Source organism: Nonomuraea typhae, assembly GCF_009760925.1.
Taxonomy (GTDB): domain Bacteria; phylum Actinomycetota; class Actinomycetes; order Streptosporangiales; family Streptosporangiaceae; genus Nonomuraea; species Nonomuraea typhae.
Genome location: NZ_VRLV01000002.1, coordinates 468048 through 483594, shown reverse-complemented (window position 1 = coordinate 483594; position 15547 = coordinate 468048). Strand labels below are relative to the sequence as shown.

Sequence of the window (15547 nt, the reverse complement as noted above, 5' to 3'; positions counted from 1 at the left end):
CGTGTGCGATGCGCAGATCCCCTGTGGCCGCGGTCGCCCTGGCGGCGGCGGTTCTCGTCTCACCGCAGCCCGCCGGGGCCGTGGCGTGCGACACCCCGCGGGTCGAGCGGTTCGGCGCCGCCTCGGTGACCGGGGCGATCGTGGGCGCCGCCGTACACGATGGGCGGGCCTATGCGGTCACCCGCGGGCAGAAGCCGCCGGTGCCGGCCGAGATCGACCTGGGCACGCGGCGGGTGACCAGGAGCGTCACGCTGCCCGACGCGCCGGCGGCGGGTGAGGCGGAGGGCGGATGGGCGACGGCGGTGTCCGGCGGGAAGGTGTATGTGGGCACGTACCCGGACGGCCGCGTCTCGGAATACGTTCTGTGGCAGACGGACCCCATCCCCAATTTCCGTACTTTTCAGGACATCAAGGTCCAGGGCAACCAGCTCTCCGCCGTCTACAAGCGCGACTCCGGCACCTGGATCGCCCTCGACCTCACCACCCGCGCCATCACCCGCCAGGGCACGCTCTCGGGGTACGGCGAGCTGACGTGCACCGGGGCCGGGTCTTCACCTCGTCCTTCTTCGGCGGCGGCAACGCCTACCAGCTCGCCCCCGGTTCAAGCAGCTGGCCACCGGCCTCGGCGACGATTGGTACACCAACTCCACTTCGAACCCGGCTCCGGGCACTGGCCGGGCGCGACCTGGCCCGCCTGAACCTCGACCCGGCCTGCCCGCCCTTGACCCTCTCGGCCACGCAGGGTTAGTTTCGGTCTGTGCCGAAATTCGTCACGGACGCCCACCGGCTCATCGGCCCCGTGCCCTTCGACGACCTGCCGGAGGACCCGCTCCCCGACATGGACCGGCTGGGCATCCAGCGCGCCTACGTGACCCACACCCTCAGCCTGTTCTCCGACCCCCACGCCGGGAACGAGGCCCTGCTCGCCCTCGGCGACCCGCGGCTGATCCCCGTCCCGGTCCTGGTGCCCGACTCGGCCGGGCCCGTCCCGTCCCGGACGGCGCCCATGGTCCGCCTGTGCCCGGCCCGGCACCGCTTCGAGCTGACCGGCCCCACCACGCCGCGCTGGCTGGGCCGCCTGCGGACCATCGTGGCGATCGACTACGAGGAGACCTCGCCCGGCCGGCTGTTCGCCCTGGCCAGGCAGGTTCCCGAGCAGAAGATCCTGCTGCTCAACCCCGGCTACCGCCGGCTGCGCACGATCGGCGAGCTGATGGCCGAGATCCCGAACCTCTGGCTGGAGATCGGCACCGTCAACACCCAGCGCGGCGTCGAGTGGCTGGCCGGCCGCTTCGGCGCGGAACGGCTGGTCTTCGGCACCGGCGCGCCCGTGCTCGACGACTGCGGGCCGCGGTTCCTGCTCGACCACCTCGACCTGCCGGAAAAGGACGTCGAGCTGATCGCCGCGGGAGGGAGCCTGCTGTGACGAGCGACCCGCAGGAGCGGCAGCCCGCCACGGCCCCCGCCCTGGCCCCCGCCACGCGCACCCGGGCGGCCGCGCCGATTCTCGACGCGCACGGCCATCTCGGCCCATGGCCCGACTTCCTCATCCCGGACACCTCCGCCGAGGGCATGGTCGAGCTGATGGACCGCCTCGGCATCACCGCCATCGGCATCAGCCACCTGCTCGCCGTCGGCCCCTCGGCCGAGGAGGGCAACCGCCTGGCCTTCGCCGCGGCCGCACGCTTTCCCGGCCGCATCGGCGTCTGGCAGGTCTACAACCCGCACCGCCGTACACCCATGACCACGGAAGGCGTCTGGGGCGTCAAGATCCACCCGGACGTGCACCAGTGCCGCCTCGACGACCGCCGGTACGACCCGGTCTGGGACCTGGGCCTGCCCGTGCTGGCCCACGGCCAGACCGACTCGCCGTGGAGCGACCCCGCGCAGTTCGCCGCCGTCGCCGCCCGCCACCCCGCGGTCCCGCTGCTCATGGGCCACGCCGGGCTCTGGCCGTACGGCTTCGCCCGTGCCGCCGACCTCGTGGCCGGGCACCCGAACCTCTACCTGGAGATCTGCGGCTCGAAGATGACCGGCCGCTGGATCGCCAGGCTCGCCGAACTGGCCGGCGCCGGCCGCGTCGTCTACGGCTCCGACGCCTGCTTCCTCGACCTGCGGATCGGCTACGGCCGGGTCGCCCTGGCCCCGCTCTCCGACGCGGACCGCGCCCTCGTCCAGGGCGGCAACCTCGCCCGCGTGCTGAAAGGACGCCTCGCATGACCCTCGCCCTCCACGGCGGCACCCCGGTCCGCGCCACGCCGTGGCCCGCCTGGCCGCCTCCGCTGGACGACGCCCAGCGCAAGCTCGTCACCGCTGTCCTCGACAGCGGCCTCTGGGGCGCCACGCAGGGCGGCAGCGCCGTCGCCGACCTGACCGCCGCGTTCGCCCGCCGCTCCGGAACCGGGTACGGCGTGGCCGTCGGCAACGCCACCCTGGGCCTGTTCGCCGCGCTGCGCGGGCTGGGCGTAGAGGCGGGCGACGAGGTCATCGTGCCCGCCTACACCTTCGTCGCCTCGGCCACCTCGGTGCTGCTGGCGGGAGCCGTACCCGTGATCGCCGACGTGGACCCCGGCGACCTGCACCTGGCGGCCGGCGCGGTGGAGGCGGCGATCACCGGGCGGACGGCCGCGATCATGCCCGTGCACCTGGCCGGGAGCCCGGCGGACATGGACGCGCTCAACGCGGTGGCCGCCCGGCACGACCTGAAGGTGGTCGAGGACGCGGCCCAGGCGCACGGCGCCACGTACCGGGGCCGTCCGGTCGGCGGTCTCGGCGACGCCGGCGTGTACAGCTTCCAGGCCAGCAAGGCGATGACCGCGGGGGAGGGCGGGCTGGTCGTCTGCCGCGAGGAGGCGGACTACGAGGCGATCTGGTCGGTGTGCAACCTCGGCCGCAAGCTCGGCGGTCAGTGGTACGGTCACCCGTCCGTCGGCTGGAACCTGCGCCTGACCGAGATCCAGGCGGCGCTGCTGCTGCCGTGGCTGGACCGGCTGGAGGCGGAGGTCGCGCGCCGGGAGGCGTTCGCGGCCGAGGTGGAGCGGGGGCTGGCCGCGATCCCGGGCCGCCCGGTGAGCGTGGTCCCGCAGCCGCCGGGCACGACGCGCGACTCGCGGCACCTGCTGATGCTGCGCGTGGGCGTGCCGTTCGACCGGGAGTTCTTCCTGGCCGCGATGGCCGCCGAGGGGGTGCCGCTGGACGGCGGCTACCCGCCGCTGGGCGCCATGTCCGCGCTGACCGAGGCCGGTGCCAGGGCCGAACCCTGCCCGGCCACCGAGGCCGCCTCGCGCGAGGTGGTCTGGATGCGCCAGTCGATGCTCATGGACGACCCCGCCGGCGCCGCGGACCTCGTCGCGGCCCTGGCCAAGGTGCTCCCTTCATGACACCCAGATCTACTTTGTAAAGGGCGGGTCGAGGCGACAACCGGGACCCGTGGCAGCATGGGCTCATGAGCGGACCAACGCGGATCATCGCGGTGCGCCACGGGCAGAGCGAGGCCAACCTGGCCCACGAGCTGTCCGGGGGCCGGCCGCTGGTGTACGACCGGGGTGACCACGAGGTCGCGCTGACCGACCTGGGCAGACGGCAGGCGGCGGCGGTGGGCAGGACGCTGGCCGGACTCGCCGCCGCCGACGCGCCGGAGGTCGTGTGGTGCTCGCCGTACCCGCGGGCGCGCGAGACCTGGGCGGTGGCGCAGCGGGCGTGGGGCGTCGCGGGGCTGCCGCTCACGGTGGACGATCGGCTGCGCGACCGGGAGATGGGCGCGCTGGCCCGCTACAACCGGGCGGCCGTCGTCGAGCGGTTCCCCGAGGAGGTGACCCGGTTCCTGGCCGCGGGGGAGTACTCCTACCGGCCGGCCGGCGGTGAGTCCTTCGGCGACGTCGTGGTACGGCTGCGCGCCTTCCTCGCCGATCTGAGGGAGGCGGCCGACGGGCGGCGCGTGCTGATCGTGGCGCACGACGCGGTGGTGCTGCTCCTGCGGCACGTGTTCGCGGGGACTCCGGACGCGGCGCTGGCGGAGATCCACCGGTTCACGCCGATTCTCAATGCTTCGCTGTCCACGTGGCGTGCGGTGGACGGGCGGATGGAGGTGCAGGCGTTCAACGACGTCACGCACCTGGCGTGACCACCTTCCCCATCTCCCGCGGCTACCTCAAAAGGGGCGTTGGTTATCAAAAGGTGACATATGCTCTGGCATTTGTGGTGAGCATGAAGAGGTCATATCCGATCGTGGAGCAGCGGCGCCTGACCCCGCGCGGCCGCCTGGGCGGGCTGCTCCGGAGGCTCCGGACAGGCGCGCGCGGGGACGGCGCCGACAGGCTCGCGCCGCACGCCCACGAGGCGCTGATCTACACGATCGGCGACCGGCACGTCCACGCCCGCGGCCGCGGTGGCCGCCCGCCCGCCGGGGCCGGCGCCGTCAGCGTCGTGGACCTGAGCAGGGACGCGCAGGTGACGGTCGAACTGCCGGGGGCGGGCGAGGAGCGGGTGGTGGTGACGTTCGCCTGCACGGTCCACGACCCCGTGGCCGTGGTCCGCGACGGGCTGACCGAGATCGGCCCGCACCTGCTCGCCCACCTCGACCACCTGCCTCTGGGCGGCGACGCCCCCGCGGCGCTGGTCAAAGCTCATCTGGCGCTCGTGCCGTTCGAGGCGGCCGGCATGTCGGTGATCGCGACCACGGTACGGCGGGCGCGGGAGGGCGAGGCGGAGGAACGGCCGCGCTGGCGGCACGAGGCAGCCGGCCAGGAGAGCCGGCGGCGCACCTGGGCGGACGCGGTCGCCCTGGCCAGGGAGGTGGACGGGGATCCGCTGGTCGCGATGCTGGCCGGTCACCTCCAGGGCGGCATCGAGCCCGGCGAACTGGTGGCGTACCTGCGCGGGGAGCGCGACCGGGCGCGGGAGGCCGCGCCTGAGCGGGAATCCGGACCGGAGCGGGAGGCCGGGCGGGAGCGGGAAGAGGAACGGTGCCGGACGGACCGGTTCGGGCGCCGCAAGGACGAGAGCACCGACGGGGAGCAGGCTGCGTGACCAACGGGGACGAGCACCACCACACCGGCAGCCGGGCGGACCGGGACGAGCATCACCACACCGGCAGCCAGGCGGACCGGGACGAGCGCCACCACGAGGGTGTCGGGGCGGACCCCGCCCTGCCGTACCACCCGGATGCCCCGACCGACCGGTATCGCGCGTTCGCGCCCGAGGGAGGCGGGGAGGAGACCGCCGACTACCGCGCGTTCAGGGTGGGCGACACCGTGGAGCAGCCACGGCCCGAGTTCGGCCGGCCGGATCCGGAGTTCGGCCGGCCGCGATCTGAGTCCGGCGGGCCAGGTTCGGAGCTGGGCGCGCCGCATCCCGAAGGCGTCCGGGGCATGTCCAGGGGCAGGCGGTGGGAGGTGGCGCGGTGGGTGCGGGTGCTGGCCGGGGTGGACGAGGGGCTGCTGGACCGGGTGCCCGAGGAGCGGCCCCGGTACACGGGCCTCGGCGGTGTGGTGCTGGGGACGGCGGCGGTGGCGTTCGTGTCGATGCTGGCCGCGCTGGTCATGGTGTTCGGCGGCGGGTGGACCCTGCTGGTGGCGGTGCCGCTCGCGGTGTTGTGGGCGATCCTGATCGGGAACTTCGACCGGTGGCTGGTGGCCGGCGGGCACGGGGTGATGGGCTGGACGAAGAAACTCACGATCATGCTTCCCCGGCTGATCGTCGCGACCCTCCTCGGTGTGATCATCGCGGAGCCGGTGGTGCTGGCCGTCTTCGACTCGGCCGTTCAGGAGCAGGTGAAACTGACCCGCTCCACCGCCAACCTCGCCTACGAGGACGCGTTGAAACGATGCAACCCGGCCCCTGACGCCTCGGGCGGCATCCCGGCCGCACCGGCCGGCTGTGCGGCCAAGGCGCTGACGTTGTCGCTGGCAGGAGCGCCCACCGAACGCCTGGCCGAGCGCGACCAGCTCAAACGCCAGCACGACGAGCTCACCGGGAAGGTCGCCGCCGACCGCGCGGAGTTGGCCCGCCGCCAGGATCTGGCCCGCCGCGAGTGCAACGGCACCGGTGGCGCGGGCCTGACCGGCCGGGCCGGCGAGGGCCCCAACTGCGCCCGCAATCGCGCCGAGGCCGACGCGTTCGCCGAGGACAGCAAGCTCGCCGCGAACACGGCCACGCTCGCCTCCCTCAACGACCGCCTCACCCGCCTGAACACCGACCTGGGCGCCTCCAGCACCACCTACGCCAGGGACCTGTCCGCCAAGATCCAGCAGAAGGTGGCGGAACGCCGCGCCCAGCAGGGACACATCGGCCTGCTGGAACGCCTGGAGGCGCTGGGCGTGCTGAAGGACCGGAGTGGGATGCTGTTCGTCGCGATCTGGCTGGTCACGCTCTTCTTCATCGTGATCGACGTGATGCCGGCGCTGGTGAAGTTCCTGTCGCCGACGACGACCTATGACGAGCTGGTGACGCGGCGGCTGGAGGTGCGCCGCCGTATGCAGGAGCGGGCGAACGAGGTGGAGCTGCGCCGGAACATGCTGGCCGCCGACGAGGAACTGCGCACGTTGTCGCGGGCCGATCGCCGGTCGCGGGCCCGCCACGAGGTGGACCTGGATCGCCTGCGCGCGGATCTGGCGGCGCGGCTGTAGCGCCGGTGCGGCGTGCTCAGGTGGTGATGACGAGGTCGGCGCGGGAGCGGGTGGCGTCCTCGGCGAACCACTGCTCCTCGGCCGTGAACCAGGTGCGCCATTCGGGTTCCAGGGCGGCGCCGTCCCTGGTCAGGACGCGTTCCCAGCGGGTTTCCCAGGCGGCCTCCAGCCAGACCCGGAAGGCCAGGAGGTGGTCGGCGTCGCGGCGGGCCGTACCGACGCCCTCGATCACGACGACGGGGGCGGCGGGGACGTCCACCGGGGCGCCGTAGCGGGCCGTCACCCAGTCGTAGCGGCGGAAGCGGCCGGGGCGGCCGCCGGCGAGGGGGTCGAGCACCTGGGAGCGCAGGGCGTGGAACCAGGCGCCCGGCCCCTCCGACCAGGGCACGGGGAAGTCGTCGCTGTGGATCACCTGCGCGTCCAGGGCGGCGCCGAGCCGGTCGGCGAAGGTGGTCTTGCCCGCGCCGGCGGGGCCGTCGACCGCGATCAGGCGGACGGGGCCGCAGGAGGGCGGCAGGGCGCGGATGCGCCGGGCGAGGCTTTGCACCCTGTCGAGGGTAGGGGGCGACAGAACGTACCTGGCAAGCTGAGAATATTGACTTTCCCCGTGTTGGAGGTTGATCTTGCTCGGACCTCTCGGCGACATCGTCGTGCTCGATCTGTCCAGGGCCCTCGCAGGTCCGCACGCGGCGCAGATGCTCGGTGACCTGGGCGCCAAGGTGATCAAGGTGGAGCATCCTGACGGGGGTGACGAGTCGCGGGGCTGGGGGCCGCCATTCGTCGGGCCAGATGCCGACATATCCACGTATTTCCTGGCGGCAAATCGCAACAAGCTCTCCATCGCCATCGACCTCAAGAGCACGGAGGGCAAGGAGCTCACGGAGCGGCTGGTACGGCAGAGCGACGTCCTCATCGAGAACTTCCGCACCGGGGTGCTGGACCGGCTCGGATTCCCCGCGCAGCGGCTGCACGAGCTGAACCCGCGGCTGGTGGTGCTGTCCATCACGGGCTTCGGCCACGACGGCCCGGAGGGCGCGCGGCCGGGGTACGACCAGATCGCCCAGGGCGAGGCGGGCCTCATGTCGCTGACCGGGCCCAGCCCCGAGGAGCCCTACCGGGTCGGGGCCTCCATCGCCGACCTGCTCGCGGGCATCCACGGCGCGTACGGCGTGGCCGCGGCGTTGTTCGAGCGCGAGCGCACGGGCGTGGGCAGGGTCGTGCGCACCTCGCTGCTGGCCGCCGTGACCGGCGTGCACTCCTACCACGGCACCGCCTACACGGTCGCCGGCCAGGTCCCCAGGGCCAACGGCAACCATCACGTGTCCATCGCCCCTTACGGGGCGTTCCGCTGCGGTGACGGCCTGCTCCAGATCGCCGTCGCAAACGACGTCCAATGGCGAAAAGTCGCCACCCTCCTCGGCATAGACCCAGAAATCCCGAAATATCGCACTAACCCCGACCGCTTCCAGCATCGCGGCGACCTCATCGACGACATGGAGAAGACCCTGGCCACCCACACCCGCGCCCACTGGCTGGCCAAGCTCGGCGAGCTGGGCGTCCCGGCCGGGGCGATCCGCTCGCTCGACGAGGTCTACGGATGGGAGCAGACTCGCTCGCAGGGACTCGTCGTCACGGTCGAGCACCCGGTCCTGGGCCGCATCGAGCTGCCCGGCCCGGCCCTGCGCTTCGACGGCCTGCCGCCGGCCGAGCACACGGCCCCGCCCGCGCTGGGCCAGGACGGCGCGGCGGTCCTGGCCTGGCTGGAGGAGCGCGAGCGATGACCGACAGCCGCCCCGACGCACGGGCGCTGATCCACGCGGTCCTGGACGAGGGCTCGTGGCGATCGTGGGACGCGCCGCCGCTCGACCCGGCGCGCCGCGACTCCTCCTACGCCGACGAACTGGCCGCCGCCCGGGCCAAGTCGGGCTACGACGAGTCGGTGGTGACCGGCGAGGGCCTGCTGGAAGGGCGCCGCGTGGCGGTGGTGGCCAGCGAGTTCACCTTCCTGGCCGGGTCGATCGGGGTGGCGGCGGCCGAGCGGATCACCGCGGCCGTCGAGCGGGCCACCGCCGAGAGGCTGCCGCTGCTGGCCGCCCCGGCCTCCGGCGGCACCAGGATGCAGGAGGGCGCGCTGGCCTTCGTGCAGATGGTGAAGGTCACCCAGGCGGTGCAGGCGCACCGGGCGGCCGGCCTGCCGTACCTGGTGTATCTGCGGCATCCGACGACGGGCGGGGTGCTGGCGTCCTGGGGCTCGCTCGGGCACGTGACCGCGGCCCAGCCGGGGGCGCTGATCGGGTTTCTCGGGCCGAGGGTGTTCGAGTCGCTGCACGGCTACCCGTTTCCCGAGGGCGTGCAGGTGTCGGAGAACCTCTACAAGCACGGGCTGGTCGACGCGGTCGTCTCGGCGGAGGCGGCGCGCTCGATCGCGATCCGGGCGCTGAACGTGTTGTGCGCCCCGACCGCGGAGCTGGAGCCGGGGGAGCCGCCGGAGGAGGACCTGCGCCCGGTGGAGGCGTGGGAGGCGATCACGCGCTCGCGCCGCGACGACCGGCCGGGCGTGCGGACCCTGCTGAAGCTGGCCGCCGCCGAGGTGACGCCGCTCAACGGCAGCGGCGAGGGCGAGAACGAGCCGGGGCTGATCCTGGCGCTGGCCAAGTTCGGGGCGGCGCCGGCCGTGGTGCTGGGCCAGGACCGGCGCCGCCAGCGGGTCGGGGCGCCGCTGGGGCCCGCGGGGCTGCGGGTGGCCAGGCGCGGCATGCGGCTGGCCGCGGAGCTGGGGCTGCCGCTGGTCACGGTCATCGACACGGCGGGCGCGGCGTTGTCCAAGGCGGCGGAGGAGGGCGGGCTGGCGGGGGAGATCGCTCGCTGCCTGGCCGACCTGGTCGCGTTGGAGGCGCCGACCGTCTGCCTGCTGATGGGCGAGGGCGCGGGCGGGGCGGCGCTGGCGCTGCTGCCGGCCGACCGGGTGCTGGCCGCGCAGCACGCGTGGTTGTCGCCGCTGCCGCCCGAGGGCGCCTCGGCGATCCTGTATCGCAGCGTGGACTTCGCCCCGGAGATCGCCCAGGCGCAGGGCGTGCGCGCCACCGACCTGCGCAGGAACGGCATCGTGGACCGGGTGGTGCCCGAGATGCCGGACGCCGCCTACGAGCCGCGGGCCTTCGCCGAGCGGGTGGGGCGGGCACTGGAGTACGAGATCGCGAGTGTGTTGCGGCTGAGCCCGCAGGAGCGCAAGGAGGCCAGGAGCGCACGCTATCGCCGACTGTAAAATACTACTGAACATCTGTATGGTCGCCAATACATGTGTATAGCATGGTGGACATGCGACCAGTTTCTGACGAGGATCTGACGGCCCGCGCCCGCATCAGGGACGTCGCCATGGCCCTGTTCGCCCGTCAAGGCGTCAGGGCCACCACGATCCGCGGCATCGCCGAGGCGGCCGGGGTCTCACCCGGCCTGGTCCAGCACCACTTCGGGTCCAAGGACGACCTGCGGGCCGCCTGCGACGAGTATGTCCTGTCCTACATCCGCGCCCAGGTGCAGGCCGGGGTCACCGAGCACAACCTGGAGGACCCCGACTTCATCGAGAACGTCCACCGCACCGCGCCCCCGCTCATGCAGTACCTCGGCCGCGCGCTCGTCGACGGCTCGCCCGGCGCCGCGGCCATGTTCGACGAGCTCGTCAGCGTCACCGAGGAGCACCTGACCAGGAGCGACGACCCGCAGGCCGACCACCGCGCCCGCGCCACCGTGCTGACGGCCATGAAGCTCGGCATCACCGTGCTGCACGAGCACGTCTCCCGCGCGCTCGGCACCGGCCTGTTCACCGCCGACGGCGCCCTGCGCGCCGGCAAGGCCCAGCTCGACCTCATCAAACCGGAATTCCTCGGCCGCGAGCTCTTCGAGCAGGCGCGGACGGGCATCGAGAAGCTCGAGGAACGCCAATGAGCACCGCAGTGCACACCAAGGGCCTGGTCAAGACCTTCGGCCGGGCAAGGGCCCTGGACGGGCTGAACCTCAGCGTCAAGACGGGCGAGGTGCACGGCTTCCTCGGTCCCAACGGCGCGGGCAAGACCACCGCCATCCGCGTCCTGCTCGGCCAGATGCGCGCCGACGGCGGCGAGGCGTCGCTGCTCGGCGGCGACCCGTGGCAGGACGCCACCGAGCTGCACCGCCGCCTGGCCTACGTGCCCGGCGACGTCACCCTGTGGCCGTCGCTGACCGGCGGCGAGGTCGTCGACCTGCTCGGCCGGGTGCGCGGCGGCCTCGACCCCCGGCGCAAGAAGGACCTGCTCGACCGCTTCGAACTCGACCCGCGCAAGCGCTGCCGCACCTATTCCAAGGGCAACCGGCAGAAGGTCGCGCTCGTGGCCGCCTTCGCCTCCGACACCGAGCTGCTCATCCTGGACGAGCCCACCTCCGGCCTCGACCCGCTCATGGAAGCCGTCTTCAACGAGTGCGTCCTGCACGAGAAGCGCCAGGGCCGCACCGTCCTGCTCTCCAGCCACATCCTTTCGGAGGTCGAGACGCTCTGCGACCGCGTGAGCATCATCAGGGCCGGCCGTACCGTCGAGTCGGGCAGCCTGGCCGACCTGCGGCACCTCACCCGCACCTCCGTGAGCGCCGAGCTGATCGGCCCCGCCGCCGGCCTGGCGCGGCTGCCCGGCGTGCACGACCTCACCCTGGACGGCGAGCGGATGCGCTGCCAGGTGGACGCCGACGCGCTCACCGCCGTCCTCGGCGAGCTGGCCGGGGCCGGCGTGCGCACGATCACCACCCAGCCGCCCACGCTGGAGGAGCTGTTCCTGCGCCACTACGAGGGGGCCGCGCGATGACCGGCACGTGGACGCTGATCCGGCTCATCCTGCGCCGCGACCGCCTCCTGCTGCCGCTCTGGATCGTCATCGGCGCCGCCCTCCCGCCGAGCATCGCCGCCAGTACCGCGCGCCTGTACACCGACCAGGCCGGCCGCGAGGTGTTCGCCGCCGCCTCCATGAGCAACCCCGCCCAGCTGGCCATGCGCGGCGTCATCTACGACCCGGGCGTCGGCGGCCTGACCGCCTGGACGCTCGGCTCCTCCACCGCGCTCATCGGCGGCCTGATCAGCATCCTGCTCGTCGTCCGCCACACCCGCGTGGAGGAGGAGACCGGCCGGCGCGAGCTGCTGGCCTCCGGCGTCATCGGCCGGCACGCGCCGCTGACCGCCGCCCTCGCCGTGGTGCTGGCCGCCAACCTGCTGCTCGGCCTGCTCGGCGTGCCCGGCCTGGTCGCCGACGGCCTGGCCGCCGGCTCGTCGCTGCTCTTCGGCCTGTCCACCGCCGCCGCGGGCTGGGCCCTCGCGGCCGTGGCCGCCGTCGCCGCCCAGCTCACCGCCGGTTCCGGTACGGCTCGCGGCCTCGCCGTCGCGACCGGCGGCGCCCTGTTCGCGGTGCGTTCGCTGGCCGACGCCGGCGGCATCGCGTGGCTGGGGTGGCTGTCGCCGTTCGGCTGGGTCCGCCTGACCCGGCCCTACGCCGGTGACCACTGGTGGGTGCTGGCCCTGCCGGTGGCGTTCACCGCGGCGCTGTCGGCGGCGGCGTACGTGCTCTCCGCCCGGCGCGACCTGGCGGGCGGCCTGCTGCCGGCCCGCCCCGGCCCGGCCGAGGGCACGCTGAGCGGCTCGTTCGCCCTGGCCGGACGGCTGCACCGGGGCTCGCTGGCCGGGTTCGCGATCGGTTTCGGCCTGCTCGGCGCCGTGCTCGGCAGCGCCGCCGGCGGCCTGGACGCCCAGCTCGGCGCCCCGGCCTTCCGCCGGCTCGCCGAGACGATCGGCGGCGAAGGGGCGCGCGCCTCCGACGTCTTCTTCAGCTTCGTCACCTACGTGCTGAGCCAGCTCGTGGCGGGGGCCGCGCTGGTGTCGGCGCTGCGCGCCCGCGCCGAGGAGGCGGCCGGACGGGCCGAGCTGCTGCTGTCGGGGCCGGTCGGCAGGCTGCGCTGGGCGCTCGGCCACCTGTTCTACGCCGCCGCAGGACCGGTCCTGCTGCTGGCGGTGCTCGGCGCCATGGCCGGGCTCACCTACGACGGCGACGCGCTGCGGGTGGCCGGCGCCACGCTCGCCTACCTGCCCGCGGTCTGGACCGTGGTCGGCGTGGCGGTGCTGCTGTCCGGGGCGCTGCCGCGGCTGGCGGGCGCGGTCAGCTGGAGCGTGCTGGGGCTGATCCTGGTCGTGGACCTGGTGGCGGAGTTCAAGCTGGCAAGCGGGTTCGTCCTGGAGCTGTCGCCGTTCGTGCACGTGCCCGCGCTGCTGCTGGGCGGGGGCGACCCGGCGGGGGCCCTGCTCGGGCTGACCGTTCTGGCCGTGGGCCTGGCCGCGGCGGGGCTGGCGTTCCTGCGCCGCCGCGACCTGGTGCCCTCTAGCTGAGCCCGGCGTCCTTCCACTCCCACAGCACGCTGCCGTCGGCGGCGTATCCGGTCAACGACAGGTCGGGCCAGTTCAGGCCCTTCTTGGTGACCTCCTCCGGGGTCGGCGCGGCGAACAGCACCACGCCGTGCCCCCACGGGTCGGGGACGGTCCGCGCGGAGACCCGCCCGGTCCTGGAGACGCCCTCCACCCGGGCGGTGCCCGCCAGCGCGAAGCCGTACCACACGCCCTTGGCCTCACTCCACTGGACGGGCCGCTCCTTGCCGATCACGTGCCGCAGGGTCGTGCCGGGGAGGCGGTCGAAGGAGCCCGGCTGCGCCTTGCCGTCCTTCCAGAAGTGCAGGCAGGACGGGGCGGAGATGTGCGCCGACACGCCGCCGGGCAGGGCCTGGCCGGCGCCCTCCGGCCGGTCGGCCTTCCAGCAGCTGCGGTCCATCATCACGATGCGCTCCAGCTCGCGGCCCTTCTCCCGGAAGGCGAACGCGGCGATCTTGGTGCCCCTGGGGTAGCGGACCGCCCACACCGGCGCGGGGCCGCCCTTGACCGGGACGATCGCGGCGGGCAGGCGGGTGCCGTCGGCGGTGACCGCGCTCACGGCCTCGGCCTCGCCGGGCAGCACGCCGTAGCTCAGCTCGGCACCGGGTTCGGGCAGGTAGCTGACGGTCCCGTGCCGCTGGAAGGTGTTGCGGTCGGTCTCGGCGCTCGAGCAGCCCCCTGCCTGGCTGCCGTCCGGTCTGACGCCGCCGGAGGAGCACAGCTCCACTCCTTCGTGGCCCTTCTCGTACCAGACCTGGACGGGGCCCAGGGCGAAGTCCTCCGTGCCGGGCACGGAGGCCAGGGCGCCGATCCGTTTGCCGGAGGGCCGCGCCTCGGGTTGCTCCGGCTCGCTGCGCCAGACCTCGGCACCGCGGCTGTCGAAGGCGGTGATGTCGAGGGAGCCCGCCTCGGCGGTGACATCGGCGGGCTGGGCGAAGACTCCCACGTTCAGCTGCCACGGGTCCGGCCGCGGGGTCAGCGTCAGCGTCTTCCCGCCCACGCTCACCTCGATCCGGACGACGTCGGGGCGGGCCGCCCCGAACACCACCCCGTCCTCGACCTGCAGGTGAACCGGATACTCCTCGCCCCCGCCCGTCCACAGATCCCGCGCCTTGAGCGACAGGCTGCTGACCTCCCTGCCGCCGCGCTCCCAGATCACGGTCAGATCGGTCGCGCCCGGCTGGGTCTCGTTCGGCACCAGATACGGCCGCAGCGTCAGCGCCCCCGGCAGCTCGTACGGCGGGCCGGCCGGCTTGGCCTCCCGGCGCGAGCTCCGCATCTCCCGCGGCATCTCGCCCAGCACCCTCTGCCCGGCGTCCACGAACTCCACCTTGGCGACCTGCTCGGCGGCCGGGAAGCTCACGGTCCAGATGCTCACCGGCGCCCCCGCGACCCGGTGGATCGCTCCCGGGATCCGCCTGCCGTCGCCGGTCACCGCCCTGACCTGGGTGGCCTCCGGCACGACCAGGCCGAAGTCGAGGACCGTCGCCGCGTCCTCGGCCGACAGCGAACCCTCGGCGGTGCCCTCCCCGAGGGCGCTGACACCGCCGCACGAGCCGTAGGGTTCCTGCCCGCGCCGGGCCAGCATGCAGAAGACGGGGTTGCCCATCCTGCCCTTGGCGAACCACAGCCTGGCCTCGACCGGCTCGCTCAGCTCCACCGGGTCACCGAGCGGGGTCAGCTCCGCCATCAGCTGCCGGTAGACGGTGTCGGGATCGTTCGCCGAGTTCCTGCCCAGGCCCCCGTTGAGCAGGACGGGAACGAACAGCGCGATCATGACGACGGGGACGGCGGCCAGCAGCCAGCGGGCCCGCCGCGGCGGCAGCGGGGTGCGCCGGCGGACCTCCAGCCAGGCGGTCTGGCTCGCCTCGAAGGTCTCGGCGCGAGCGTCCAGTGCGGACTTCAGCCGCTCTTCCAGGGGGGTCACACGTCCTCCTTCAAAGCCTTGGCGAGCGCGGCCAGGCCGCGGCTCGCATGGGTTTTCACCGAGCCGGTCGAGACGCCCATGGCCGCGGCGATCTCGCGTTCGGAAAGGTCCAGCCAGTAGCGCAGCACCAGCGCCTCACGCTGGCGGCGCGGCAGCCCGTCCAGGGCGGCCAGCAGCTCGCGGTGCTCCTCCGCGATGAGGACCGCCTGCTCGCCGCTGCGCGCGGGCTCGGGCGGGTCGGGGCGGCGCAGCCGTACCAGGCGCAGGTGGCGCAGCCGGTTGCGGGTCAGGTTGCAGACGATGGCGCGCAGGTAGGCCACGGCGGCCCGGTCGTCACGCAGCCGCCGGGCGTGCAGGCGGGAGAACGCCTCCTGGGCGATGTCCTCGGGGTCGTCGGCGCCGAGCAGCCCGGCCAGCCGTACCAGGGGCTGGTACTGCGCCGCGAACAGCTCGGCGAACGACGGCGGCGCCTCCCGCGGCGGCGCGACCGAGGATGGTTGTCGGATCACGTCCCTAAGACCCGCGAGTGCCGCGGTGGTTGACGCGGGCCGCGGGAGAATT

The 15547-nt window shown here is 73.8% G+C and carries 15 protein-coding genes; 12 read left to right on the top strand and 3 right to left on the bottom strand.

All coding sequences use genetic code 11. From position 1 onward, the window contains the following. Nucleotides 1-8 precede the first annotated feature (8 nt). The 7 genes from FVE25_RS53745 (at nucleotide 9) to FVE25_RS08670 (ending at nucleotide 6626) form a co-directional block, all read left to right on the top strand. Complete coding sequence (locus tag FVE25_RS53745) at nucleotides 9-698, top strand: hypothetical protein (protein ID WP_181019505.1); 690 nt, start codon at nucleotides 9-11, stop codon at nucleotides 696-698. A gap of 59 nt (nucleotides 699-757) precedes the next feature. Then, complete coding sequence (locus FVE25_RS08695) at nucleotides 758-1426, top strand: amidohydrolase family protein (RefSeq protein WP_157245909.1); 669 nt, start codon at nucleotides 758-760, stop codon at nucleotides 1424-1426. Beyond that, entirely contained in the window at nucleotides 1423-2220 is a 798-nt protein-coding gene (locus FVE25_RS08690; protein ID WP_246266806.1) for an amidohydrolase family protein, read from the top strand. The genes FVE25_RS08695 and FVE25_RS08690 overlap by 4 nt, the downstream gene beginning before the upstream one ends. Further along, nucleotides 2217-3380 (top strand): DegT/DnrJ/EryC1/StrS family aminotransferase, encoded by a 1164-nt coding sequence (locus FVE25_RS08685; RefSeq protein WP_157245908.1) that lies wholly within the window; start codon nucleotides 2217-2219, stop codon nucleotides 3378-3380. Before FVE25_RS08690 ends, FVE25_RS08685 begins: the two co-directional genes overlap by 4 nt. A gap of 65 nt (nucleotides 3381-3445) precedes the next feature. After that, on the top strand, nucleotides 3446-4123 hold the full coding sequence (locus FVE25_RS08680) for a histidine phosphatase family protein (protein ID WP_157245907.1): 678 nt from the start codon (nucleotides 3446-3448) through the stop codon (nucleotides 4121-4123). 83 nt (nucleotides 4124-4206) lie between these two features. Next, complete coding sequence (locus FVE25_RS08675; protein WP_157245906.1) at nucleotides 4207-5028, top strand: hypothetical protein; 822 nt, start codon at nucleotides 4207-4209, stop codon at nucleotides 5026-5028. Next, nucleotides 5025-6626 (top strand): DUF4407 domain-containing protein, encoded by a 1602-nt coding sequence (locus FVE25_RS08670; RefSeq protein WP_157245905.1) that lies wholly within the window; start codon nucleotides 5025-5027, stop codon nucleotides 6624-6626. The genes FVE25_RS08675 and FVE25_RS08670 overlap by 4 nt, the downstream gene beginning before the upstream one ends. A 16-nt stretch (nucleotides 6627-6642) precedes the next feature. Here FVE25_RS08670 and FVE25_RS08665 read toward each other — a convergent pair whose 3' ends face one another. Next, nucleotides 6643-7173: a uridine kinase family protein gene (locus FVE25_RS08665; RefSeq protein ID WP_157245904.1), complete on the bottom strand. Its 531-nt coding sequence runs from the start codon at nucleotides 7171-7173 to the stop codon at nucleotides 6643-6645. Nucleotides 7174-7249: 76 nt separating this feature from the next. Between FVE25_RS08665 and FVE25_RS08660 the strand changes: the two genes are divergently transcribed. From FVE25_RS08660 to FVE25_RS08640, 5 genes are read left to right on the top strand one after another with little or no spacing between them, the layout of a single operon-like run. After that, entirely contained in the window at nucleotides 7250-8407 is a 1158-nt protein-coding gene (locus FVE25_RS08660; protein ID WP_157245903.1) for a CaiB/BaiF CoA transferase family protein, read from the top strand. Then, a complete protein-coding gene (locus FVE25_RS08655; protein WP_157245902.1) occupies nucleotides 8404-9891 on the top strand; it encodes a carboxyl transferase domain-containing protein in 1488 nt (495 codons plus the stop codon). Before FVE25_RS08660 ends, FVE25_RS08655 begins: the two co-directional genes overlap by 4 nt. Nucleotides 9892-9944: 53 nt before the next feature. Then, nucleotides 9945-10571: a TetR/AcrR family transcriptional regulator gene (locus FVE25_RS08650; protein ID WP_157245901.1), complete on the top strand. Its 627-nt coding sequence runs from the start codon at nucleotides 9945-9947 to the stop codon at nucleotides 10569-10571. Further along, nucleotides 10568-11458, top strand: a complete 891-nt coding sequence (locus FVE25_RS08645) for an ABC transporter ATP-binding protein (RefSeq protein WP_157245900.1) — start codon at nucleotides 10568-10570, stop codon at nucleotides 11456-11458. Before FVE25_RS08650 ends, FVE25_RS08645 begins: the two co-directional genes overlap by 4 nt. Further along, a complete protein-coding gene (locus tag FVE25_RS08640; RefSeq protein WP_157245899.1) occupies nucleotides 11455-13023 on the top strand; it encodes an ABC transporter permease in 1569 nt (522 codons plus the stop codon). The genes FVE25_RS08645 and FVE25_RS08640 overlap by 4 nt, the downstream gene beginning before the upstream one ends. Here FVE25_RS08640 and FVE25_RS08635 read toward each other — a convergent pair. Beyond that, entirely contained in the window at nucleotides 13016-14986 is a 1971-nt protein-coding gene (locus FVE25_RS08635) for a hypothetical protein (protein WP_157245898.1), read from the bottom strand. The genes FVE25_RS08640 and FVE25_RS08635 overlap by 8 nt on opposite strands. Further along, complete coding sequence (locus FVE25_RS08630; RefSeq protein WP_246266804.1) at nucleotides 14983-15495, bottom strand: sigma-70 family RNA polymerase sigma factor; 513 nt, start codon at nucleotides 15493-15495, stop codon at nucleotides 14983-14985. Before FVE25_RS08630 ends, FVE25_RS08635 begins: the two co-directional genes overlap by 4 nt. Nucleotides 15496-15547: the final 52 nt, after the last annotated feature.